The sequence below is a fragment of the Actinoplanes sp. NPDC051851 genome (assembly GCF_040681165.1).
In the GTDB taxonomy this organism is placed as follows: domain Bacteria; phylum Actinomycetota; class Actinomycetes; order Mycobacteriales; family Micromonosporaceae; genus Actinoplanes.
The window spans coordinates 78,864-102,974 of record NZ_JBFAYF010000026.1; the positions used below are offsets into that span (position 1 = coordinate 78,864).

The 24,111-nt window shown below is 71.6% G+C and carries 19 protein-coding genes; 7 read left to right on the forward strand and 12 right to left on the reverse strand.

What is annotated here, in order from left to right; genetic code table 11:
- Positions 1–4: 4 nt before the first annotated feature.
- The 3 genes from meaB to AB0M08_RS24285 are packed head-to-tail and all read right to left on the reverse strand — an operon-like array spanning position 5 to position 4,973.
- The gene (meaB, locus tag AB0M08_RS24275; RefSeq protein ID WP_364497300.1) at positions 5–991 is read right to left on the reverse strand and encodes a methylmalonyl Co-A mutase-associated GTPase MeaB; all 987 of its coding nucleotides are present in this window, start codon (positions 989–991) and stop codon (positions 5–7) included.
- On the reverse strand, positions 988–3,177 hold the full coding sequence (gene scpA, locus AB0M08_RS24280) for a methylmalonyl-CoA mutase (RefSeq protein WP_364497302.1): 2,190 nt from the start codon (positions 3,175–3,177) through the stop codon (positions 988–990). The genes meaB and scpA overlap by 4 nt, the downstream gene beginning before the upstream one ends.
- The gene (locus tag AB0M08_RS24285) at positions 3,174–4,973 is read right to left on the reverse strand and encodes a methylmalonyl-CoA mutase family protein (RefSeq protein WP_364497305.1); all 1,800 of its coding nucleotides are present in this window, start codon (positions 4,971–4,973) and stop codon (positions 3,174–3,176) included. The genes scpA and AB0M08_RS24285 overlap by 4 nt, the downstream gene beginning before the upstream one ends.
- Before the next feature lie 202 nt (positions 4,974–5,175).
- Between AB0M08_RS24285 and AB0M08_RS24290 the strand changes: the two genes are divergently transcribed.
- Positions 5,176–5,988 carry an SAM-dependent methyltransferase gene (locus AB0M08_RS24290; RefSeq protein WP_364497308.1) on the forward strand — a complete coding sequence of 271 codons (813 nt, stop codon included), beginning with the start codon at positions 5,176–5,178 and terminating at the stop codon, positions 5,986–5,988.
- Here the strand turns inward: AB0M08_RS24290 and AB0M08_RS24295 are convergent, their stop codons facing one another.
- From AB0M08_RS24295 to AB0M08_RS24310, 4 genes are all read right to left on the reverse strand, one after another.
- Entirely contained in the window at positions 5,989–7,719 is a 1,731-nt protein-coding gene (locus AB0M08_RS24295; protein ID WP_364497311.1) for an ABC transporter ATP-binding protein, read from the reverse strand.
- Entirely contained in the window at positions 7,716–9,395 is a 1,680-nt protein-coding gene (locus tag AB0M08_RS24300; RefSeq protein WP_364497313.1) for an ABC transporter ATP-binding protein, read from the reverse strand. The genes AB0M08_RS24295 and AB0M08_RS24300 overlap by 4 nt, the downstream gene beginning before the upstream one ends.
- 149 nt (positions 9,396–9,544) lie before the next feature.
- Positions 9,545–10,465, reverse strand: a complete 921-nt coding sequence (locus AB0M08_RS24305) for a M20/M25/M40 family metallo-hydrolase (protein WP_364497316.1) — start codon at positions 10,463–10,465, stop codon at positions 9,545–9,547.
- A 178-nt stretch (positions 10,466–10,643) separates the two neighbouring features.
- Entirely contained in the window at positions 10,644–11,222 is a 579-nt protein-coding gene (locus tag AB0M08_RS24310; RefSeq protein ID WP_364497319.1) for a hypothetical protein, read from the reverse strand.
- A gap of 243 nt (positions 11,223–11,465) precedes the next feature.
- Between AB0M08_RS24310 and AB0M08_RS24315 the strand changes: the two genes are divergently transcribed.
- Positions 11,466–11,720 (forward strand): hypothetical protein, encoded by a 255-nt coding sequence (locus AB0M08_RS24315; protein ID WP_364497321.1) that lies wholly within the window; start codon positions 11,466–11,468, stop codon positions 11,718–11,720.
- 63 nt (positions 11,721–11,783) lie between these two features.
- Here AB0M08_RS24315 and AB0M08_RS24320 read toward each other — a convergent pair whose 3' ends face one another.
- Positions 11,784–12,992 (reverse strand): DUF1996 domain-containing protein, encoded by a 1,209-nt coding sequence (locus tag AB0M08_RS24320; protein WP_364497324.1) that lies wholly within the window; start codon positions 12,990–12,992, stop codon positions 11,784–11,786.
- A gap of 354 nt (positions 12,993–13,346) precedes the next feature.
- Here AB0M08_RS24320 and AB0M08_RS24325 point away from each other — a divergent pair, with 354 nt between their 5' ends.
- The gene (locus tag AB0M08_RS24325) at positions 13,347–14,153 is read left to right on the forward strand and encodes a Dyp-type peroxidase (protein WP_364497327.1); all 807 of its coding nucleotides are present in this window, start codon (positions 13,347–13,349) and stop codon (positions 14,151–14,153) included.
- Positions 14,150–14,653, forward strand: coding sequence for a hypothetical protein (locus AB0M08_RS24330; RefSeq protein WP_364497330.1), 504 nt, complete (start codon positions 14,150–14,152; stop codon positions 14,651–14,653). Before AB0M08_RS24325 ends, AB0M08_RS24330 begins: the two co-directional genes overlap by 4 nt.
- 72 nt (positions 14,654–14,725) lie before the next feature.
- Here the strand turns inward: AB0M08_RS24330 and AB0M08_RS24335 are convergent, their stop codons facing one another.
- On the reverse strand, positions 14,726–15,751 hold the full coding sequence (locus AB0M08_RS24335; RefSeq protein ID WP_364497333.1) for an alcohol dehydrogenase catalytic domain-containing protein: 1,026 nt from the start codon (positions 15,749–15,751) through the stop codon (positions 14,726–14,728).
- A 177-nt stretch (positions 15,752–15,928) separates the two neighbouring features.
- Here AB0M08_RS24335 and AB0M08_RS24340 point away from each other — a divergent pair, with 177 nt between their 5' ends.
- The gene (locus tag AB0M08_RS24340) at positions 15,929–16,519 is read left to right on the forward strand and encodes a TetR/AcrR family transcriptional regulator (protein WP_364497336.1); all 591 of its coding nucleotides are present in this window, start codon (positions 15,929–15,931) and stop codon (positions 16,517–16,519) included.
- Positions 16,520–16,995: 476 nt separating this feature from the next.
- The gene (locus AB0M08_RS24345; protein ID WP_364497338.1) at positions 16,996–18,852 is read left to right on the forward strand and encodes a sigma-70 family RNA polymerase sigma factor; all 1,857 of its coding nucleotides are present in this window, start codon (positions 16,996–16,998) and stop codon (positions 18,850–18,852) included.
- Between the two features lie 60 nt (positions 18,853–18,912).
- Here AB0M08_RS24345 and AB0M08_RS24350 read toward each other — a convergent pair whose 3' ends face one another.
- Positions 18,913–19,998, reverse strand: coding sequence for an S-(hydroxymethyl)mycothiol dehydrogenase (locus AB0M08_RS24350; protein ID WP_364497341.1), 1,086 nt, complete (start codon positions 19,996–19,998; stop codon positions 18,913–18,915).
- Positions 19,999–20,116: 118 nt separating this feature from the next.
- Between AB0M08_RS24350 and AB0M08_RS24355 the strand changes: the two genes are divergently transcribed.
- Positions 20,117–21,397: a LuxR C-terminal-related transcriptional regulator gene (locus tag AB0M08_RS24355; RefSeq protein ID WP_364497344.1), complete on the forward strand. Its 1,281-nt coding sequence runs from the start codon at positions 20,117–20,119 to the stop codon at positions 21,395–21,397.
- Here the strand turns inward: AB0M08_RS24355 and AB0M08_RS24360 are convergent, their stop codons facing one another.
- A complete protein-coding gene (locus AB0M08_RS24360) occupies positions 21,398–22,573 on the reverse strand; it encodes a cytochrome P450 (protein WP_364497347.1) in 1,176 nt (391 codons plus the stop codon). It lies immediately after the preceding gene.
- Positions 22,574–22,634: 61 nt separating this feature from the next.
- Positions 22,635–23,834: a cytochrome P450 gene (locus AB0M08_RS24365; RefSeq protein ID WP_364497349.1), complete on the reverse strand. Its 1,200-nt coding sequence runs from the start codon at positions 23,832–23,834 to the stop codon at positions 22,635–22,637.
- Positions 23,835–24,111: the final 277 nt, after the last annotated feature.

The window sequence follows — 24,111 nt, forward strand, 5'->3', positions numbered from 1 at the left end:
CCGATCATGGTGTCATCCGGTCGTAGGAGCCGAGCAGCAGCTCGACCGCCCGCGCCGGGGTGAGCGAACCGTCCAGGATCCGCCGCTCCACGTCCCGGCCGGTCTCCCGGACGGCGGGGTCGGTGGTGAAGCGGGCCAGGACGGTCTCCCGGGCCATCGCCCACATCCAGCCGACCTGCTGGCGGCGGCGCCGCTCGACGAGCTCGGCGCCCAGGCTCTCCCGGTGGGCGACGAGCTGGGCCCAGACCTCGTCGATCCCGGTGCCCTCGAGCGCGCTGCAGGTCAGGACCGAGGCCGCCCGCGACGATCCGTCCCGCAGCAGCCGCAGCGCGCCGCCCAGCTCGCGGGCGGCGGCCTTGGCCTCGACGGCGTGCGGGCCGTCGGCCTTGTTGATCGCGATCACGTCGGCGATCTCCAGGATGCCCTTCTTGATGCCCTGCAGCTGGTCGCCGGTGCGGGCGAGCGCCAGCAGCAGGAACGAGTCGACCATGTCGGCGACCGCGGTCTCGGACTGTCCGACGCCGACGGTCTCCACGATGACGATGTCGTAGCCGGCGGCCTCCACCACGACGATCGCCTCCCGGGTGGCCTTGGCGACGCCGCCCAGGGTGCCGGCGGTCGGCGACGGCCGTACGAAGGCGGCGGGGTCGTTCGCCAGCCGGGCCATCCGGGTCTTGTCGCCGAGGATGCTGCCTCGGGTACGCGTCGACGACGGGTCGACGGCGAGGACCGCGACCCGGTGCCCGGCGGCGGTCAGCATGCTGCCCAGCGCGTCGATGAAGGTGGACTTCCCGGCGCCGGGCACGCCGCTGATCCCGATCCGGTGCGAGCGCCCGCCGTCCGGGGTGAGCGCCGCGATCAGCCGCTGGGCGAGCACCTGGTGATCGCGGCGGGTCGACTCGACCAGGGTGATCGCCCGGGCCACCCAGGCCGGGCTGTGCTCGCGCACCCCGGCCGCCATCGCCTCGACGTCGACCGTGGGCCGGGTCACGGGGTCGCGGGGTGGCCGAGCCGGCCGGCGAGGTCGGCCAGCAGGTCGATCGCCGCGTCGGCCAGCACGGTGCCGGGCGGGAAGATCGCGGCAGCGCCCGCCGCCCGCAGCGCGTCGTAGTCCTGCGGCGGGATGACCCCGCCCGCGATGATCAGGATGTCCGGGCGGCCCTGCGCGGCCAGTTCGTCCCGCAGTGCCGGGACCAGCGTCAGGTGGCCGGCGGCGAGGGAGTTGACGCCGACGATGTGCACGTCGGCCTCGATCGCCTGCCGGGCCACCTCGGCCGGGGTGGCGAAGAGCGGGCCGACGTCGACGTCGAAGCCGAGGTCGGCGAAGGCGGTGGCGACCACCTTCTGGCCGCGGTCGTGACCGTCCTGGCCCATCTTGGCCACCAGGATCCGCGGCTGGCGGCCCTCGGCCTCGGCGAACGCGACGGCGGCGGACCGGGCCCGTTCGATGTTGCTCACCGTCCCGGCCTCCTCCCGGTAGACACCGGAGATGGTACGGATCCGCGCGGTGTGCCGCCCGTACGCCTTCTCCAGCGCGTCGGAGATCTCGCCGACGGTCGCCTTGGCCCGGGCCGCGTCGACCGCGAGGGCGAGCAGGTTCTCGCCCTGCCCGGCGGCGGCGCGGGTCAGCGCCTCCAGGGCGGCGGTGCAGGCGGCGGGGTCGCGTTCGGCGCGCAGCCGGCGCAGCTTCGCGATCTGCCCGGCCCGTACCGCCGCGTTGTCGATCTTCAGGACGTCGATCGGTTCGTCGGCGGACGGCCGGTACTTGTTGACCCCGATGACCGGCTGCCGGCCCGAGTCGATCCGGGCCTGGGTCCGCGCCGCCGCCTCCTCGATCCGCATCTTCGGGATGCCCTCGTCGATCGCGCGGGCCATCCCGCCGGCGGCCTCCACCTCGGTGATGTGCTGCCAGGCCCGGGCCGCCAGGTCGTGGGTGAGGCGTTCGACGTACGCGCTGCCGCCCCACGGGTCGATCGCCCGCGTGGTGCCGGACTCCTGCTGGATGAGCAGCTGGGTGTTGCGGGCGATCCGGGCCGAGAAGTCGGTCGGCAGCGCGAGCGCCTCGTCCAGCGCGTTGGTGTGCAGCGACTGGGTGTGCCCCTGCGTCGCCGCCATCGCCTCGATGCACGTACGCATGACGTTATTGTAGACGTCCTGCGCGGTGAGCGACCATCCGGAGGTCTGGCAGTGCGCGCGCAGGCTCAGCGACCGCGGGTCCTTCGGTGCGAACTCCTTGACCAGCTTGGCCCAGAGCAGCCGCCCGGCGCGCAGTTTGGCGACCTCCATGAAGAAGTTCATCCCGATCGCCCAGAAGAACGACAGCCGGGGCGCGAACGCGTCCACGTCGAGCCCGGCGTCCCGGCCCGCGCGCAGGTACTCCACCCCGTCGGCGAGGGTGTACGCCAGCTCCAGGTCGGCGGTCGCCCCGGCCTCCTGGATGTGGTATCCGGAGATCGAGATGGAGTTGAAGCGCGGCATCCGCTGCGACGTGTACGCGAAGATGTCGGAGATGATCCGCATCGACGGCGCCGGCGGGTAGATGTAGGTGTTGCGGACCATGAACTCCTTGAGGATGTCGTTCTGGATCGTGCCGGAGAGCTGTTCCGGCGCGACCCCCTGCTCCTCGGCGGCGACGATGTAGAGCGCCAGGACCGGCAGCACCGCGCCGTTCATCGTCATCGACACGCTCATCCGGTCGAGCGGGATCCCGTCGAAGAGCTGCCGCATGTCGTAGATCGAGTCGATCGCGACGCCCGCCATCCCGACGTCGCCGGTGACCCGCGGGTGGTCGGAGTCGTAGCCGCGGTGGGTGGGCAGGTCGAACGCGACCGAGAGGCCCTTCTGCCCGGCGGCCAGGTTCCGCCGGTAGAACGCGTTGGACTCCTCCGCCGTGGAGAAGCCCGCGTACTGCCGGATCGTCCACGGCTGGTTGACGTACATGGTCGGGTACGGTCCGCGCAGGTACGGCGCGACGCCCGGGTAGGTGCCGAGGAAGTCCAGCCCGGCCAGGTCGTCGCCGGTGAAGAGCGGCGGCACCGCGATCCCCTCGGGGGTGTGCCAGGTCAGCTCCTCGGCGCTCGCGCCGGTCGCCTCCCGGATCGCCGACTTCCAGGCCTGATCGGCGCCGGGCACCGGCGTGGCGGCGGTCAGCTTCGCGGTGGCGAAATCGGGGATCACTCCGGCACTCCCAGGTCGGCCAAGGTGGTGGTCAGGACCGCGATCGCGTCGCCGCCGGTGAAGACGTACCCGTCGATGCCCGGGAACTCGCCGCGCCCGGCCAGCAGCACCCGGCGCACGCCGTTCCCGCGCAGATCCTCGATCAAGGGCACTGCCTTCTCCGCGTACGCCCTGTCGGGCCCACAGACGCAGGCGACCGGCGATCCGGGCTCGGTGGTCACGGCGATGCCCCCGGCCGCGAAGAGGTTCGTCGCGAAGGTGACCCGCGGCCCGTACCCGGCCGGGGAACCGAGGGTGGCCAGGTGCACGGTCGGCCGGGCGCCGGTCGCGGCCAGGTGCGCGTCGCTGCGGTCGCGCAGCCGCTCGTACGCCTCCGCGTACCGGTGCCGGGGCAGTCCACCGCCGACCGGCGCCGGGGCGGGCCGCCGCGCGGGCGGCTCCTCGGCCAGGTTCGGGAACTCGCTCACCCCGGTGATCGGGTCGCGGCGATGGGCCAGATCGGACGACCGGGACTCCCAGACCTCGGCGAGCCGGTCCGCGACCAGGCCACTGTCGAGCGCCGCGGCCAGTCCCCCGGCCCGCTCGATGCCGGTGAACCACTCCCAGGCGGCCTGGGCGAGCTGTTCGGTGTAGCTCTCGACGTACCAGGAACCGCCGGCCGGGTCGATCACCCGGGCCACGTGCGACTCCTCGACCAGCAGGATCGGGGTGTTGCGGGCCAGCCGCCGGGCGAACGCGGTGGGCCGCCCGAGCACGTGGTCGAAGGGCAGCACGGTGATCGCCTCCGCTCCCCCGGCCCCGGCCGCGAACGCCGCGACCGTGGTCCGCAGCAGGTTCACCCAGGGATCACGAGCGGTCATCATGGCCGCCGAGGTCACGGCGTGCTGCCGCTGGCCGCCGGACTCCGGGGCGCCGCACAGCTCGGCGATCCGCGCCCACAGGCGACGGGCGGCGCGCAGCTTGGCGATGGTGGCGAACTGGTCGGCCGTGGCGGCGTACCGGAAATCGATCTGATGGAAAGCGGTCTCGACCGGGAGGCCCGCGTCGGTCAGCGCGCGCAGGTAGGCGACGCCGGTCGCGGCCGCGCACGCCAGCTCCTCCACCTCGGATCCGCCGGCGTCGTGATAGACCGTGGCGTCGACGGTGACCGCCCGCAGCCCCGGCGCCTCACCCGCACAGCGGGCCGCCCACGCACCGGCGTCCCGCAGCGCCCCGCCGAGACCTGCCGTTTCTCCGGTACGGGCCCGCCAGCCCAGCGGATCCGCGCCGAGACCACCGGTGACCCGCCCGGGATCGACGCCGCGCGCGGCGAGCAGCGCGAACCACGCGGTCGCGGCCGTTCCGAAGGCGTCCCCGGCGTCCAGGACCACCCCGGCCAGATCCAGGTGGACGCCGTCGAGCGCCTCCGGCAGAGCGTCGATCGGCAGCGCGCCGCCGCCGACCGCCAGCCAGAGCGAGGTCGTCCCGTTCTCCAGGTCGCCGAGCGCCGCCTCCCGGACCTCCTCCGGCTCCGGCTCGGCGTAGCGCTGCCGCAGATCCCAGCCCGCGACCACACCACCCGCCGCGGTGGCCCCCCGCACGAACGGCTGCCCACCGGGAACCCCGGTCTCCGGCAGCGGCGCGGTCTGCGCGGTGTGCAGGCCCGCGACCCGCAGCCCACCCTGCGTCACGGTGGTGAGCAGGTCATCCACCCGCTCGGGAGCCGTATCGTCACCGGCCCCACCCGACCTGCGCAACGCCGCGAGGGCGAGACGCCGCCACTGCTCGACGTCGGCGGCGGGGAAATCCGCCCCCAACGTGAGACCGTCAGCCGCCGTCACGACTCCGCCGCCCTGATCGTCACGCCGCACCCTTCGCCGTCCTGTTCACATTCCCCCGTCCGGGAGCTTAACGCCCGTTCGGCAGGGAGCGACACCGGATCTCCGCTCAGGGTCAACCGGCCCGGCACCGGGGACGGCCGGCCCGAGAGCATCGTCCTATATCGACTATCATGAGCGGATGACCTCCGGGGAGAGCCGCGGCCACATCGACAGTGAGGTGCCGCATCCGGCGCGGCGGTACAACTACTGGCTGGGTGGTAAGGACAACTTCGCCGTCGACCGGGCGTCCGGGGACGAGATCGAGCGGCGGTTCCCGAACACCCGGGTGGCCGTGCGGGCGAACCGGGACGTGCTCGGGCGGATGGTCTCCTACCTCGCCGGGGAGGCCGGGATCCGGCAGTTCCTCGACATCGGGACCGGGCTGCCGACGGCGGACAACACCCACGAGGTCGCGCAGCGGATCGCGCCGGAGAGCCGGGTCGTCTACGTCGACAACGACCCGCTGGTGATGACGCACGCGCGGGCGCTGCTGACCAGCTCGGCGCAGGGGCGGACGGCGTACATCGAGGCCGACCTCCGGGAGCCGCAGAAGATCCTGGCGGACGTCCAGCTGCGCAGCGTGCTCGACGTCAGCCGGCCGGTCGCGGTGATGCTGATCGCGGTGGTCCACTTCGTGCACGGGGCGGGCAGTGCGAAACCGCTGGTCGACGCCCTTCTGGAACCCCTCGCGCCGGGCAGCTTCGTGGCGCTCACGCACGCCACGACCGACCTGATGACCCCGGAGAACCGGCAGAACTACCTGACCCTGCTGGAGAGCGGCCGCCTCGACGTGTGGCCGCGCCCCCAGGAGGAGATCGCGGCGCTGTTCGACGGCATGGACCTGGTCGAGCCGGGCATCGTGCTCGGCACCCGCTGGCGCAACGACGCCGGGGAGGACGCCCTGGCCGACGGCGACACCGGGTTCTGGGCGGCCCTGGCGAAGAAGCGCTGATCAGCGGGAGGACCAGGCCGCCCAGAGCCGGGCGTACCGGCCACCGGCGGCGACCAGTTCGGCGTGCGGGCCGGACTCGACGATCGCGCCGTGCTCCATCACCACGATCCGGTCGGCGGACGCCGCCTGGGTGAGCCGGTGCGCGACGACCAGCGCGGTCCGGCCCTGCAGCGCCGCGGTCGCGGCCAGCTCCAGGTCCCGCGCGCCGGCGCTGCCCGCCTCCGCGGTCGCCTCGTCGAGGACCACCACCGGCGGGTCCATCAGCACCACCCGGGCCAGCGCCAGCTGCTGGGCGCGGGCCGCGGTCAGGTGATGGCCGCCGTCGCCGACCACGGTGTCCAGGCCGTCGGGCAGCTCGCGCGCCCAGCCGAGGGCGCCGACCCGGTCCAGCGCCGCGATCACCTCGTCGTCGGTGGCCTCCGGGCGGGCCAGCCGCAGGTCCTCGGCGAGCGGGCCGGCGAACACGTGCGTCTCCTGGCTCACGATCGCCACCGTCCGCGCGGGCGCGTCCGGCACGGCGATCCCGCCGACCGTGGCGTACCCGGAAAGCGGTTTTAGAATACCGGCGGCGAGCCAGGCCGCGGTCGTCTTGCCCGCGCCGGTCGCGCCGACCAGGGCGACCAGCTCGCCGGGCGCGACCCGCAGCGAGACGCCGGACAGCACCGGGGTGGCCTCGTCGTAACCGAACGTGACGTCATCGAGGGCCAGCTCACGATCCGTGGGCCGGGTCGAACCGCCCGCGCGCTCCACGTCCATGCCGACCACGCCGACCAGCCGGGCCAGGCTCGCGCCCGCATCCTGCGCCTTGTCGAAGGTGACCATCAGCATCGCCAGCGGGTTGAACATCCGGTGGAACAGCAGGGCGGCCGCGGAGACCTCACCCACAGTCACACCCTTTTCCCGTACGAGCACGAAGCCCACGATCAGCACGGCGGCGAGCCCGGCGAACTCGGCCCGGTTGATCCGCCCGACGAACCGGGTGTAGAGCGCGAACACCCCCACCGAGATGTCCCGGGCCCGCGCCGACGCGCGTTCGATACCGGTCAGGTGGCGCTCCTCCAACCGGTAGGTGTGCACCGTGCCGAGACCCTGCATGCTCTCCACGAACCGCTGCGACCGGTCGGACACGGCGGCCCGCTCGGCGGCGTAGGCCGGGGCCGAGCGGGGCAGGTACCAGCGCAGCCCGAGGTGGTAGAACGGGATCGCGACCGCACCGGCCAGACCGAGACGCCAGTCGATGCCGAGCATGGTGACCAGGGTGATCACCGCGAGCAGCACCGCGGAGATCATCCCGGGCAGGACCTCGGAGACCGCGGTGTCGATCGCGGTGATGTCCGCGCTCACCCGGGAGAGCAGGTCGCCCCGGCCGGCCCGGTCCAGCACCTGCATCGGCAGGCGCAGCGCGGTGGCGACGGTCCGCTCCCGCAGATCCGCGAGCATCCGGGCGCCGAGCCGGCGGATCAGGTAGCCGGAGACCGACGTCGCGGCGCCACCGACGATCGCGGCGGCCACGATGGTCACCGCGACCGGCATGATCGCGGCCGTGTCACCACCTGATCGGATCCGGTCGACGAGCAGGCCCAGCGCGTACGCGGGAACGACCGTGGCCCCGGCCGCCAGCGTCCCGGCGACCAGGGTGAGCGCGGTCTCCGCCTTCCGGGTCCGCAGGTCGGCGGCGAGCCAGGCGCGGGTCTCGGCGGTACCGGCGACGGGCAGGAGCTGGGTGGTCATCGCAGAACCGTCCGCTGGTAGGTCTCGTCCCGGGTGCTGAGGTCGGCGTGCGCGCCCTCGGCGGTGACCGCCCCGGCGTCGATCACCACGACCCGGTCGGCCGCCGCGAGCAGCGCCGGGCTACTCGTGATCACCACGGTGGCGAACCCGCCGTCCGCGCTGCCCGGGGCGTGCCGCAGCGCGCGGATCCCGTCGGCGACGGCCTGCTCGGTGACCGCGTCCACGGCGGTCGTCGGGTCGTGCAGGACCAGCAGCGGCGGCGCGGCGAGCAGCGCGCGGGCCAGGGTGACACGCTGACGCTGGCCGCCGGAGAGGTTCGAGCCGCGCTCGGTGATCGGCATCTCCAGGCCCGCCGGGTGCAGGTCGGCGACCTCGTCGGCGGCCGCGGCCCGCAGCACCCCGGTGAGCCGCTCGCCGCCGTCGCCGTGCAGGTCGATGTTGCCGGCCAGGGTGCCGGTGAACAGGTCGGTCCGGTGCGGCTCGACGTGCAGCAGGCCGCGGGCCCGGTTCCGGTCGACCGACTCCAGCCGCACGCCGCCGAGCAGCACGTCACCGTCGTAGGCGTCGGGGACCGCGAGCAGCCGCACCAGCGCCTCGGCGTCGGCCGGGCGGTGCGCCACCACCCCGACGAACTCACCCGGGCGGACGTGCAGGTCGAGTCCCTTCAGCGGACCGTAGGACACGTCGCTCAGGCGCAGGTCGTACCCGAGCCCGGAAGGAACCGGCCCGCCCTCGGGCAGGACCGACCCGCCCTGGACGACCGACGCGACGCGGTCGGCCGACGCGCGCGCCGCGGCGACCCAGCTGGGCACGACCGCGAGGATGCCGAACGGCTCGATGAGGAACTGCGCGGAGCCGATCACCGTGATGAACTGACCGACACTGATCCGCCCGGTCAGCGCGAACCAGCCCGCCGCGATCGCGATGCCGCCGGCCAGCAGCGTGCTCAGCCCGGTGGAGACACCCTGATAGACGTTCTGGGTACGCGCGGCGCGCAGCGTGGCACCCAGCGCGTCGCGGCTCACCGTCCGATAGCGGTCAGCCGCCGCGTCCTGCGCGCCGATCCCCCGCAGCGGGCGCAACCCGGTCACCAGGTCGGTGGCGAGCGAGGTGGCCCGGCCGCCGCGTTCCTGCTGCTCGGCGACCCGCCGGCTGATCATCGGCCCGGTCAGCGCCAGCACGCCCAGCACCACCGGCGTGGCGATCAGCACGATCAGCCCGAGCGGCCAGGAGATCAGCAGCAGGGTGGCCGCGCTGACCGCGACCGCCACCACCGCACTGGCGATCCGCGGGATGTGGTCGAGCACGTACGACGTGTAGTCGGAGTCGACCCCGGTGACGGTGAGCAGATCACCCGCCTGCCGGTCGGTGCGCAGCCCCCGCGGGTCCAGGATCCGCCCGGCGACCTCGACCCGCAGCCGGTGCCCCTCCTCGGCGATGGCGCGCTGCAGGTTCCGCGCCCCGAACCGGTAGTTGACCACCAGGACCAGGAACAGCAGCGCGAGCGCCAAGACCCAGACCAGCAGCTCGGCCACGTCCCCGGTGCCGACCGCCCGATCCACGATCACACCGATCAGAATCGGCACGAGCGCCGCACACCCCTGATAGACCCCGGCCAGTACGGTCCCGATCCAGAGCCGCCGCCCGTTCCGCGCGACGGCCCTGCGCAGAATCACGCCACCCCTGCTCGACACTCCCCAACTCCTCACCCAAGATCAAGTGAGGCTACCCTAAGAACGGAGCCCGCTCATGGGCCGGTTCGCGCCGGAACCGAGCCCGGGCGTCCGGCTCTCGTGGAACGCCCGGGCCGGTCTTCCCGGGGCGCTCAGCCGGCCAGCGACCAGACCGCGCTGGCGATCGCATTGGTGCCGAGGGCGACCGAGTCCGCGGAGACGTCGGTCAGATCGTCGCAGGCCTTGTGGTAGCAGGCGCCCAGCTCGTCGAGGCTGCGGACCGAACTGACGCCGGTGACCTCGACGCCCGCCTCCTTGAACGCGGCGTGATCGGAGCGGTCGTCGGTGTCCAGGGACGGGTTGACGGTGACGCCCTGGGCGGCGAAGTACTCCGCGAACGGCTCGTTCAGGCCGTTCGACTGGCCCTCGGCGTAGAGGCTCCAGCCGACCGGTTCGCCGTCCTCCTCCTTGTTGCCGATCATGTCGAAGTTCAGGTACGCGTCGATCTTCGCGGTGTCCGCGCTGGTCAGGTGCGACACGTAGTAGCCGGAGCCGACGTCACCCTGCTCTTCGGCACCCCAGAAGCCGAACCGGATCCGCTTCGTCGGGCGCAGGTCCGCCTGGGTGATCGCGGCGGCGTTCGCGAGCAGGGCGGCCACCCCGGAGCCGTCGTCGTTGATGCCCGGGCCGGCCGCGACCGAGTCGGAGTGCGCACCGGCCATGATGACGTGGGTGTCGTCGCCGTACGGCCACTCGGCGACGACATTGGACGCGGACCGTCCCCGTACCGTGAAGGTCTGCACGGTGGTCTGCCAGCCGAGCGCCGTGAGCTGCTGCTGGAGGTAGTTCACCGTGGAGGTGAAGCCGACGCTGCCGATCACCCGGGTGTTGCTGCCGGCCTCGGCGAACGCCATCAGCTGCTCCAGGTGCGCCATCGGCACGCTCGCGTCGATCACCGGGGGCGTGGCGGCGGCGGTGACCGGCGGGGTGTCCGCGTACGCCGAGCCGGCGACCGTGACCGTGACCGCCAGCACGACAGCGGCGACGGCATGGGGTAGTCGACGAACCCGCATGGTTCCTCCGAGGGGGTGGGAGCGCGGCATTGACGCCGTAATGTAGGCATACAAGCCCCATTACAGGTAGATAGCAATCAATGCATAGCGTCCGCGTACGCCCCGCTCGTCTCCCCCTGGACCCGGATACACCGACAGGCCTGGTCGCACGGAGCGACCAGGCCTGTTCCGGAACGAATCAGCGGTTCAAGGACCCCCCTGGGGCGTCCCCGGCACCCTCGTCATCGGCACTCGAGTAATCGTCGGTGTAGTCGCCGTCGTCGGTCTCGTCACCGGCGTCGGCATCGGCATCGGCATCGGCGTAGTCACCGTCGCCGTCGCCGTCGATCTCGTCACCGCCCCCGGTCTCGTCACCGGAGGTTTCATCGGCACCGCCAGGGATGCCATCGACCTCGCCGCCGCCGGGCTCAACACCGGGGATGGGCGCGAAATAGGGAACTCCCTGAGGTTCGTCCGGGGCTCCTTGACCCTCCGCGTATTCGACGTACAGCACGTAGGTTTTCTGGTACTTGCCGGATCCCTTACTGCATTTGAAGCTGATCCACCTGCCGTCGTCCTTGCCGGCGAAGCCGTGCGTACGACATTCGAGTTCGGTCTTGTAATAATCCCAGACCTCATACTTTCCGGTCACGGCCGCGGCATGACCCGCCACGCCGGAGGTGTCGCGCGGCACGGCGGACGCCGGAGCGGCACCGAGGCCCGCACCGGCCAGAACCGCCGCACCCGCACCGATCACCATGCGCGTCATCGACTTCATTTCAGTCAGTCCTTTTCTGCTGAGAATCACATGAGCGCGCCAATACTAGGATCCCCGGGTGCACGCCCATACCAGGTTTCCGCAAACCGGAAAAGACTGACAAAATCCGGTCCGGAAAAACGAATAAGGCGGCACGCGAACCACCGCCCGGCGGATGTGCCGGAAGCTTGACATCCAGATGATCTCCGCCGGCCGAACGTCGTTTCGGCGCGGAATTGAACGTACGCCGAGCTCCGGCGGGCGATGAGCACCTACCTGCGACCCGAGGACGATCTCGCGGCCGAGGCGGAGATCCTGCTGGAACGCGGCTGGCTGGCCGTGGACGGCGACGGCCGGCTGCGGATCACCGAGGCCGGCGAGGAGGCCCGGCTACGGCTGAAACAGCACGCCCCGGCGATCCGCGCCCGCATCCACCGCGACATCGACGACGCGGACTACGTCACGGCGCTGCGCGTCCTCCACCGGCTGATCCGCAACACCGGCGGCACGGTGGACTGACCGGCCCGCCCCGGGCCGCCGCCCGCCCGTCCAGGCGAGCCTGACGGTGCCGGGCGGTGCGGGTCACGCGCAGTGCCACAGCCAGAGGCAGCGCCACGAACGGTGCCCGGCGGGAGTGGTCGAGGTGTCGACGGCCGCGGTGACCAGGGTGGAACGGCAGCGCCAGAGCCAGAGGCAGTACCAGGCACGCTCCTTGACGTGGCGGGTGCCGGCGGAGGACGACGGCGACGGCGCGCTCGTCGTCTCGTTCGGGGTCGGCGTGGTGCTCGCCGGAGCGGACGTGGTCGCGGTGACCGCGGGGCCCACGCTTGGGCTCGCGGTGACCGATTTCGTGGTCTTCGTGGCCCTGGGCGCCGAGGAGGCGGAGGTGATCGCCGGAACCGGCTTGCCGGGAGTGCCCTCGGAGCCCGTGTTCTCCGCGGTGAAGTGGCCGCACTCGCTGACATCGCCGGCGTTGGAGCAGTCGTCGATCAGGGTCTGGAGGATCTTCTGGTCCCAGGTGTTCCAGAAGTCCAGGTGGATCGAGTAGACGTTGCCGGACGAGAAGGTGATCTCTCCGGTGTCGGGGCCACCGAAATCGTAGGTGGCGTGGAAACCGATGCGCGGGAAGGCGTGCGGGAATCCGGCCGGGCAGTCGCCGCCGCTGGGGAAACGCATGTGGGCGACCGCGTTTCCGCTGACCGGAACACCGTCCCAGCAGGACGGGAACTCCACCCGGAGCTGGATGCCGATCGAGCCGGTGCAGTTCGCCGGCGGCTCCTCGCGGACGTAGTCGATCTGTGAGTTGTCGTGGCAGCCCCAGTAGATCCGGCCCGGCGCGGCGGCGGCCTCGGCGGCGGTGGTGGCGCTCTTGTCGCCGACGATCATCTTGAAGTCGGCGGGGAACGCTTCGATGTGCTCCTCGTCGTAGGCGGTCACCGAGTAGTAGACGACCGCGCCGTCCGGGTGCACGGCCGTGCCGTTGCGGTACAGCGTCGGCGCCCAGTAGGCGGCGCGGTCGCCGGCCACGCAGGTGCTGGTCACGCCGTTCATCGAGTCGTAGGTCGAATAGGCGTTCGTGGAGGCGTTGCCCAGGAAGTCGTGCAGGTGGGAGGCGCCCGGCCGGCCGGGGAAGACGATCGGGTCGTCCGGTGCCGAATGGCTGTAGCCGCAGTCGATCTTCCAGAGTTGGTGCGCCGCGGCCTCCGCCGGGGCGCCGGCGACGCTGAGCGTGGTGCTGACAGCGACGGCGCACGCCGCGAGCCAGGACAGCAAACGGATCGATTCACGCACGGGGATAGCCTTTCGAGAATTCCACTGACGGGCTTCTGAAGGGCACATGATGCATCAATGCGTGATCCTTGGCAAAGCCGTGATTCATTCGGCGCAGCCGGCGTTTCATATCACTTTCCAGATAGGCGTTTTCTCACAGCGACGCCGGGCCGCAGAGCGGGTAGCCTCCCCCGGGTGACGAGCGCTTTCAGGTCCGTCAGCCGCCGCCTACTGCTGGCCGGGGCTGCGGCCGCGACACTTCCGCTGATGGTCGAGGCCGCTGACGGCGGCCGTCATCAGCCGGGAATCGTGGACCATCCGTTGCCATTTCTTGCGCTTGCTGGATTCGATCTCAAAAGCATTTTCCCGTACGCCGTGAGCAGACTGCTGCAGTCGTGGACCGCGGATATGAACAGGCTCTCCGGCCGGACCGTCACCATCGGGTTCGGGCCGGCGATGTTCGACCGGGTACGGGGGCTGGCCGATCGGCGGCCCGCGGCCCTGCGACCCCTGCCGTCGTTCCCGGGCGAGGCGATCGACGCCAGGGGCAGCCATGGCGACCTCTGTGCGCAGGTATGCGCGAGCACTCCGGCCGCCGCCGCCGACGGGCTTCGCGTGCTGATCAATAGCGGGCGGGAGTTCGCCGGACTGCGGTGGCGGCAGATCGGCTACCGGGATCAGGACGGCACCGCCGATCCGCGTAACCCGTTCGGCTTCCGGGACGGCACCGCCAACCTTGACGTCACCAGCACCGCGGCGCGGGAACGGCACCTGTGGGTGTCGGACGGGCCGGAGTGGATGCACGGCGGCACCTACCTCGTCACCCGGCGGATCCGGCTGCTGCTGGACACCTGGGACCGCACCGCCCTGGACGCGCAGGAATCGATGATCGGCCGGACCCGCGACACGAACCGGCGAACCGGGAGCGGGCACGCGCGGCTGGCGTCCGGGGCCCGGATGCTGCGCCGCTCCTATACCTACGACGGCGGCGTGGACGTGAACGGGCTGCAGGATTCCGGGCTGATCTTCATCTCCTTCCAGCGGGATCCGGCGCAGTTCGTGGCCGTACAGGAGAAACTCGCGGACGTGGATGGGCTGAACGCTTTCAGTCAGCATGTAGCCAGTGGGGTCTTCGCTTGCCCACCGATGGACACCCTCCTCCGCGGCGGGCCGACGGTGTGAGGGCGATCGTCGCGGGTCTCCTGCTCGCCCTGGCCGTGAGCGGGTGCCGAGCGCGGGAGGAACCGGCGGCCCCGGCCTCGTCGTGGGACATCACCGCGATGCCGGACCCCTGTCGCCTCCTCACACGGGCCGAGGTCAGCCGGGTCGTCGGCCGTGACGCCGAGGCCGGCGTCCGGTTGGCGTCGTGGCCACCGCTCTGCGAGTTCGTCCTCCGACCGGACTCGACCCTGCTGTACGTCGGTGACGACGCGGGCGCCACCGGGCGACAGGAGTTCGACCAGATGCGGAACAGCGGATCGGAGGCCGAGGCGGTGTACGGCGTCGGGGACGAGGCGTACTGGCTTCCCGAGCTGACCTCACTGCACGTCATGAACGGCGCCACGCATCTGAAGGTGGTCTTCGCCGGGCCCGGCGTGCCCGCGGCCGCGCGTGCCCGCGAGGCCGCCACCGCCCTGGCGGGCCTCGCCATCCTGGACGGCCCGCGCACACCGATCCGATAGCCGCGCCCGGCTTCCCGGCGCGCCGACGTCACGCCACGTCGCGCCGGGAAGCCGGCTGAACCCCGTCCGTCCTTACGCCGGGGGCGCCAGGGTGAAGACCGGTTTGTGTCCGGCATCGGGTGAGGTCAGCACCTCGGGGAGCTGATCCCAGTCGTAGACGCCGCTGGTGACCAGTTCCGGGTGCAGGGTGCCGTCGGCCACGTGCCGCAGGACCGGGGTCATGTTGGGGCGGGCCATGCCCTTGCCGTTGTGGAAGTTGACGCCGCGCTGGTAGAGCGCGAGCAACGGCAGCTCGACGTCCTGGAAGTAGATGCCGACGCTGTTGACCCAGCCCTCCGGCACCACCGACAGGAGCGCCTTGCGCAGCTTCTCGGGATCGCAGGAGGCGTCCACGGCGACGTGGAAGTCCCGGGCGATCCGGCCGTCGATGTCCCGGACCTCGGCGCCGAGCCGCTCGGCGACCGCCATCCGCGCCGGGTCGTCGTCGTAGTAGACGGTCTGCGCCTTCGCGCAGTGCACGGCGACGTCGGTGACGTAGAGGCCGATCGAGCCGGTGCCCCCGAAGACGCCGATGCGTGGCTCGTCGACGCCCTGGATACGGGGCATGGTGGTCTCCCAGCCGAGGGCGAGGTTGTCGCCGATCGAGGCGAGGTGGACCGGGTCGGCGCCGGCGGGCAGCGGCGCGAGGTTGTAGTCGGCGTACGGCACGCGGATCAGCTCGGAGAACGTGCCGCCCCACGCGCCGTTGACCGGCAGCCCGTATTGGGCGTCGCGGTGCAGGAGACAGCGGGCCGGCAGCCCCGCGGCGCACCGCGCGCAGGTCCCGCAGGCGATGTGCCAGGCCACGCCGACGACGTCCCCGACCCGGTACCGGGTGCAATCGGGCCCGACCTCGACGACGGTGCCGACGCATTCATGGCCGAGCGGGAACGGCCCGAACCCGGTGAAGGGGGTCTTGCCGGCGATGACGTGGTGGTCGAGATCGCAGGTGGTGGCGGCCAGCGGGCGCACGAGCGCGTCGGTGGGGTCGACGATGGTGGGGTCGTCGACCTCGTCGAAGCGGAGCTGCCCGGGGGCGACGAACATGAGGGCACGCATGGTGACTCCTTAGGCGCGGGACGCGTCGTCCCCGAGCGCGGCGATCGCGTCTCGCCGGGTTTGCAGGTTGCCGGTCATCGATCTCTCGGGGCCGACATGTCGCGTCTTCGTTATGACAGTCGTTATAACGATCTCGAAGGCTAGACTATGACGGTCGTTCTAACCAGAGGGGGATTCGTGGCCGGCAGCGAACCCGACCCACGCCGGCGCATCGTGGCGGGCGCGGCTGACATGATCAGCCGCCGTGGCCTGACCGCGACCAGCATCCGGGAGATGGCCAAGCACGCCGGCGCCCCGCTCGGCTCCACCTACCACTACTTCCCCGACGGCAAGCAGCAGCTGGCCACCGAAGCCGTCCGCTACGCCGGCGACCTGGTCTCCCGCAGCCTGCGCAGGGAACTGCCGGCCGGCCCGGCCGCCGGGCTCCAGGCGTTCCTGGACATGTGGCGCACGATCGTGCTCGACTCCGGCTTCCGGGCCGGATGCCCCGTCCTCGCCGTCGCCATCGAGGAACCACCCACCGACGACCTCCCACCCGCCCTCGTTGCCGCCGCCGAGGCCTTCGACCAGTGGGAGACCCTGCTGGCCGACTCGTTGCGCGCGCACGGCGCCGACCCCGGAGAGGCCGCCGAGGTCGCCACCCTGATCATCGCCGCCGTCGAGGGCACCGTCGCGATGTGCCGCGCCAAACGCAGCATCGAGCCCCTCGACCGCACCGCGGCGCAGCTGCGGCGACTCATCGACACGGTGACCCCGGCAGAGCGGTAGGCGGCCCCGCCTCGACCGGTCACGATCGCTGCGGCGCCGTCCAGCTACTGAGAAGCCGCAGGGCTTCGTGTCCCAGCTGTCACGCAACCTCCGCGCCGAGCTGGGCGCCAGGAGGGTACGGGTCAGGCACTCGCGTGGCTCCGGCCGCAGGACGTCGCGCTGACCGTTGATTTCCTCGCGGGCCTCCCGCCCCGGGTGAACCTCCCCCACGTCACCGTCATGCCGACCGGCCAGCCCGACTGACCGGACCACACCTGCCGCCGCCCACCGGCGCGGGGCGGCGGCAGGAAGGCGATCCGGACCTGCTCACCGCCGTTCCCAAACGGTTGACAACAGCCTATGAACCGCCGCAGACAATTTCTGAAAGAAAAGTGATATACGGTCGCCCGCCATTTCATCCACCATTTCTCGTATTGACACAATGGTGAGTGGAATTTAGCCTTCGACGCGTTGTACGAATGGCGGGAGAGACCTCGATGAGCAAGCGTGCCACCCACGACGACGACCTGGTCGTCGCCGCGCAGCGCGGGGATCGCGGGGCTCGCGAGCGCGTCGTGCGGGAGCACCTGCCGCTGGTCTACAACGTGGTCGGGCGGGCGCTCGGCGCCGACGCGGACGCCGAGGACGTGGTGCAGGAGACGATGCTGCAGGTGGTCCGGCACCTGGAGCGGCTGCGCCGGCCGGACAGCGTGCGCGCCTGGATCCTGGCGATCGCCGTGCAGCAGATCGGCGCGCACCAACGACGCTCGGAGGCGGCCCCGATGATCCCGCTCGACGCCGTGCCGGAGTCCGGGGCCGAGTTCGAGGAGGTGGCGCTGCTGCGGGTGCGGCTCTCCGGCGAGCGCAGGCGGGTCGCCGAGGCGGTGCGCTGGCTCGACGCCGACGACCGGACCGTGCTGGCGCTCTGGTGGCAGGAGACCGGCGGCCGCCTCACCCGCGACGAGGTGGCGCACGCGCTGGAGACCACCCCGGCCTACGCGGCGGTCCGGATCCAGCGTATGCGCGCCCAACTCGACCGTTCCCGATCAGTGGTGACGGCGCTCGGCACCGAGCCGCGCTGCCCCGGCCTGACCGAAACCGTCGCGGGTTGGGATGGTGTTCCGTCGCCGTTGTGGCGCAAGCGCATCGACCGGCACGTCCGCGATTGCCCCGCCTGCCTGAGCACCTCGCGGGACGGGATCGCCGTCGAGCGGCTGCTGGTCGGCGCCGCGCTGATCCCGGTGCCGGCCGCGCTCACCGCCGCCGTGATCTCCAGAATCGCGGCGTCCGGCACGCTCGGCGGACGACCCCGGCAGCTCTCCCAGGCCCTGCGCGCCAAACCCCTGGCGGCCGGGGTGAGTGTTCTGGTCGCGCTGGTCGGCGGCATTTTCGCGTACGGGAGAGAGGGGGTGGAACAGGAGCAACCAACGGCGAACCCGGTGGTGATCGCCGCCCGGACCACCGACGCCCTTCCCACCCCCTCCGCGACCACGCCGTCGGTGACGGCGACCACGTCGAAGCCCACCCCGTCCCCCCGTGAAAAAGCCGCGACCTGTGGCGCCGGACTCGCCAAGATCTGGGCGAACTGGCCGGTCCCGACCGACAAGGGCAGCTACACCGACCTCGGCGACGGCACCGTCCGTGACCGGAAGACCTGCCTCGTCTGGCAGAAAGCGATCGCCCCGAAGTCCTACACGTTCACCGGCGCGAAGTCCTATTGCGCCGGTCTGACGCTGGACGGCGGCGGCTGGCACCTGCCGAGCCGCGTCGAGCTGCTCTCGATCGCCGACTACGCGGAGGCGAACCCGGCGGTCAACGAGAAGGCTTTTCCGGATACGCCCCCGCGGTACTTCTGGACCTCGTCCCCGTGGGCGGTGACCAAGACCCCGCTGCGCGCCTGGATCGTCAACTTCTACGAGGGCCTGACCAGCAATGCCGGCGACCAGACGGGCGAGTACTCCGTGCGGTGCGTGCGCTCCGACGGTGGCTCCGGCCGACCCTCGTACCAGATAAGAAGCGGTCAAGTGACCGACCCGGCAACCGGCCTGACCTGGCAGCGCGGCGTCTCGACGCCGATGGCCGTCGGCAAGGCCGCGGCCTACTGCACCGGCCTCGACCTGGGCGGCCGCACCTGGCGGCTGCCCACCCTGAAGGAGCTGGAGACCACGGTCGACGAGACCCGGGTCTCCCCCGCGATCGACGTGAAGGCTTTCCCGGCCACCCCGAAGACCGGCGCCTTCTGGTCCGCGACCACCTCCGCCGCCCACTCCCCGAACCGCTGGCTGCTCACCTACAACGACGGCATCACCACGGCTCACGAGGTCGACGAGGCCTACGTCCGCTGTGTCTCCTGAGCCGTCCGCCTACCAGCTACGGGCGGCCGGCTGGAGACACTGATCGACGGGCGCCCGCCGTCAGAGGACGACGACGGAGCGCAGCACCTCGCCCGCGTGCATGGTGTGGAAGGCCTTCTCCACGTCCTCCAGGGCGATCCGCTCGCTGACGAACCGGTCGAGCGGCAGCCGTCCCTGCTGGAAGAGGTCGACCAGGACCGGGAAGTCGCGCTCCGGGAGGCAGTCGCCGTACCACGAGGACTTCAGCGCGCCGCCGCGCCCGAACACGTCGAGCAGCGGGACCTCGACCGTCATCTCCGGGGTGGGCACGCCGACCAGGACGACCGTGCCGGCCAGGTCACGGGCGTAGAAGGCCTGCTTCCACGTCTCCGGGCGGCCGACCGCGTCGATCACCACGTCCGCGCCGAAACCGCCGGTCAGCTCCTGGATGGCGGTGACCGCGTCGGTCGTGGAGGCGTCGACGGTGTGGGTGGCGCCCAGGTCCACGGCCCAGGCGAGCTTCCGGGGGTCCCGGTCGACCGCGATGATCGTGGTGGCGCCGGCCAGGCGGGCGCCGGCGATGGCCGCGTCGCCCACGCCGCCGCAGCCGATCACGGCCACCGAGTCGCCGCGGCCGACGGCGCCGGTGTTGACCGCCGCGCCGATGCCAGCCATCACACCGCAGCCGAGCAGGCCCGCGACGGCCGGGTCCACGGTCGGGTCGACCTTCGTGCACTGACCGGAATGGACCAGGGTCTTGTCGGCGAACGCGCCGATGCCCAGCGCCGGGGTGAGCTCGGTGCCGTCGGTCAGCGTCATCTTCTGGGTCGCGTTGAAGGTGGCGAAGCAGTACTGCGGGCGACCGCGCCTGCAGGCCCGGCACTGTCCGCAGACGGCACGCCAGTTCAGGATCACGAAGTCGCCCGGCTCGACGTCGGTGACGCCCTCGCCGACGGTCTCGACGGTGCCGGCCGCCTCGTGACCGAGCAGGAACGGGTACGCGTCGTTGATCCCGCCCTCCCGGTAGGTCAGGTCGGTGTGGCAGACCCCGCAGGTGGCGATCGCGACGACCACCTCACCGGGACCCGGGTCGGGGATCACGATGTCGACCAGCTCGACCGGCGCTCCCTTGGTGCGGGCGATGACTCCACGGACCTGCTGCGGCATGGGTTCTTCTCTCTCCGTCAATAAAGATCAACCCCGACTCTAGGCGTACGCGCAAAGCTCTTGACCTGGTCTTCGGAGGGGAAAAAACTGGTCGGCGGGACAGGTCTAGGGTGGTGGCGTGACGACTGAGCTGGACGGGCTCCGCGAGGTGATCGACGGGCCGCTGCACGAGATCGCCGGGCGCCTCTCCCGGTTCCTCGGCGACCGGTGGCCGCACACCGCGCTGGTGATCTTCACCCGCGAGTGCACCGGACGGCCGCGCAAGGTGGCCGGCGACACCGAGATGATCAATCGGGTCACCCTGACCGAGTTGGAACAGCTCAAGGCACGGGTGACACCGGGCGCGCCGGTCGCCACCATCGCGACGATCGCCGGGGCCGAGCGCCCGGTCTGGGTGGTCCGCGACCCGGTCGACACGCTGCTCGTGCTGATCCCCCGGGGTTCCGGGCAGCCCGCGGCACCGCTGGCCGAGCTCTTCGGAATCGTGGCGACCTCGATCCGGCAGCAGGTCGCGCAGGCCAGCCCGGACTACCTCGCCGAGTCACGGGCGGCCTCCAGCGAACGGGCCCGGACCATCGCCGAGATGGCCGCGGCGCACGAGACCGCGCTGGTCACCGTGCTGACCACGCTGCGCTCGACGGCACTCGACGACCATCGGGCCCGGCTCGCGGCGACCGAGGAGGCCTCCACCGCGCTGGTCGCGCTGCGCTGCGCCCGGGCCTCCGACCAGGCGCTCTCCGCGGAGCCGCTGCCGGCGGTCTTCGCCCGGCTGCGCAAGGAGATCCGGCAGATGCTGCGCCACCACGAGGCCCAGCTGGAGTTCGTGGCCCCGGCCGCTTGCGCGCCCGGCGACACGGGCCGGCGCACCGAAGCGGGCCGGTCCGAGCACACGATGACCCTGCCCGGCGAGGTGGCGCAGGCGGCACACGCGATGACCCGGGCGGTCGTGCTGGCGCTCACCGCGCAGTCCGGGCTGACCCGCCTGCGGGTGGCGTGGGAGTGCGACGGCACGCATCTGAGGGTCGACGTCCGAGGTCAGGACCCCGGGCGCCTCGACCTGGGCGCGCTGCGGCACCAGCTCGACGGCCGGGCCCGGGCACTGAAGGCGACCGTCGAGCTGGACGCGGTGCCGGGCTGGGGCAGCCGGGCCGCGATCGACCTGCCGCTCGCACCGGCCGCCGAGCCGGACCGGACCGGCGAGAGCCGTCTGGCCGGCCTGAACCGGCGCGAGCTGGAGGTGCTGCGCCTGGTCACCCAGGGCAAGCGGAACCGGGCGATCGGCGAGGCGCTGGGCGTCACCGAGAGCACGGTGAAGTTCCACGTCGCGGGCGTACTCAAGAAGCTCGAAGTCTCCAGTCGCGGCGAGGCGACCGCCCTGGCGCTGAGCGCGGGGATCTGATCAAAAACTGACGGGGAGCTCGTATACCCCGTAGACCTGACCGTCGTGTTTGAACGGGACCTCGTCCAGCGGCACCGCGCACCGCAGTGCGGGCAGGCGCCGGTAGAGCGTGCTGTACACGACCTGGAGCTCCACCCGGGCCAGCTGCTGGCCCAGGCACTGGTGCACGCCGAACCCGAACGCCACGTGCCGGCGCGCGTCCCGGGTCAGGTCCAGCTCACCCGGCTCCGGGAAGATCGACGGGTCCCGGTTGCCGATGTCGTTCGCCATGATCACGCCCTCGCCGGCCCGGATCGTCACCCCGGCGATCTCGATGTCCTCGAGCGCGGCCCGCCGCCGCCCGGTGTGCGTGATGTTGAGGTAGCGCAGCAGCTCCTCCACCGCGCTCGCGACCAGCGCCGGATCGGTGCTCTCGCGCAGCAGGGCGAGCTGATCCGGGTGCTCCAGCAGCGCCAGCGTGCCCAGCGCGATCATGTTCGCGGTCGTCTCGTGGCCCGCGACCAGCAGCAGCACCCCGATGCCGGCCGCGTCGGCGCGGGTCAGCTCGCCGTTCGCCACCCGCTCCACCAGCTGGGAGAGCAGGTCGCCGCCGGGCGTCTCGGCCTTCGTCGCGAGCAGGCCGTCCAGGTAGTCGGTGAGCGCCCGGAACGAGGCCGTCCGCTCCTCGATCGCCACGCTGCGGCTGATCAGATTCCGGCTGTGCCCCTGGAACAGACCGTGGTCGGCGTACGGCACGCCGAGCAGGTGACAGATCACCAGCGACGGCACCGGCAGCGCGAAGGCCTCGACCAGGTCCACCGGGTTCGGACCGGCGAGCATCTCCTCGATCAGATCATCGACGATCTCCTGTACGACCGGACGCAGCGCCTCCACGCGCTTGATGGCGAACGGCGCGGTGACCATCCGGCGCAGCCGCGCGTGCTCCGGATCGTCCATCAGGATGAACCCGATACTCCCGGAGCCGGTCGGCCGCGCCGGACTGGGCAGCGGATAGCCCGGTCGTCGCACGTCCGAACTGAGTCGTGGATCGCCGAGCAGGGTGCGCTGCTCGGCGTGGCGGGTGACGAGCCAGGGGGTGCTCCCGTCCCAGAGGCGCACCCGGGCCAGCGGGGCCTGCTCCTGCAGACCGTGCAGCTCGGGCGGCGGATCGAACGGGCATTTCGGGGCTCGTACCATCGGAAACGTAGGAACCGTGTCAAGCGCCATGGATCGAGTCAACTCCGGCACATTGATTAAGTCAAGTGATTGAAACGTCCAGCGGCAGCCGGTTGACGCTCACCATCAGCCACGGATTCCGGTGCACCACCGGCTCGTCGGCGGCGACCGTGATGTCGCCGTAGCGCTCCAGCAGGATCCGCAGCGCCACCTTCGCCTCCAGCCGGGCCAGCGGCGCGCCCAGGCAGAAGTGGATCCCGTGCCCGAAGCTCAGGTGCGGGTTGGGCCGGCGCCGGATGTCGAACCGGTTCGGCTCGTCGAAGATCCGCGGATCCCGGTTCGCCGCCGTCACCCAGAGCTGGATCACCGCTCCCGCCGGCAGATCCACGCCGCCCACCCTGGTCGGCGCGGTGGTCATCCGAACCAGCCGCGGGAACGGTGTCCGATAGCGAATGCTCTCCTCGATCGCGCCGGGCAGCAGCCCCGGATCACGGCGGATCTCCTCGGCCGCCTCCGGACACTCGTCCAGGCTGACGATCGTGTTCCCCAGCGTCGCCGTGGTGGTGATGTGCCCGGCCAGCAGCAGCAACCCGACGAACCCGACGATCTCCTGCTCGTCCAGGCGCTCGCCGTCCACCTCCACCTGCAACAGTGTGCTGGTCAGATCGTCGCCGGGATGGGCCGCGCGGGCCCGGATGTGGTCCAGCAGGTACGCGTTCATCTCCCGGATGGTCGGCGCCGCCTTCGCCATCGCCCGCTTACCGGCCGTCTCCAGCGACTCCTCCGGGTCGATGCTGTTCTGGTCGAAGAGCACGTCCGCCCAGCGCCGGAAGACCGGCCGGTCGCCGGTCGGGATGCCCAGCAGCTCCGCGATCACGATGACCGGGAGCGGATAGGCCAGCGCGTCGATCAGGTCCAGCCGGGCACGTCCCTCCACCTCGTCCAGCAGGTCGTGTGTCACCTCGGCGATCCGCGGCTCCAGCCCGGCCACCATCCGCGGGGTGAACGCCTGACTGACCAGTCCCCGCAGTTTCCGGTGCCGCGGCGGATCCATCCGGACGAAGTTCCCCTTCTGGAACGACTCGTAGTCCTCCTGCGGCGGCATCACCGCCGAGAGGTCCGACGAGAACACCCCGGAATCGGAGAGGATCTCCGACGCCTCGGGATGCCCGTACACCTGCCAGGTGCCCTGCTTGTCGTCGAAGCGGACCTGCCCCCGCGCCCGGCCCTCCTCCAGCCAGTCCAGGAACATCGGCAGCGTCCGCTGCGCGATCGTGGTCATGACGCTTCCCCCGCTCTTTCGAGATCGAAGAAATCGGGCTAACAGTCATAACTGACGCTAATCCCGTGCCCGATCAGCGTCAACGACCAACAGCCGGCGCTCAGCAGCCGCCCGCCGTTCCATCCGGCAAGGCCGCGCAGTTAAGGAACGGGCGCGGACGGCAATACCCTCTTCGCTCCTCATTCCCCGCTTGCTGCTTTCCACGGCCTCGCCAGGCAGTCCCGTTCCGCCTCTTGGCTGGTCGTGAGGGGTGCCCCCGCTGGTCAATTCCGGCGGG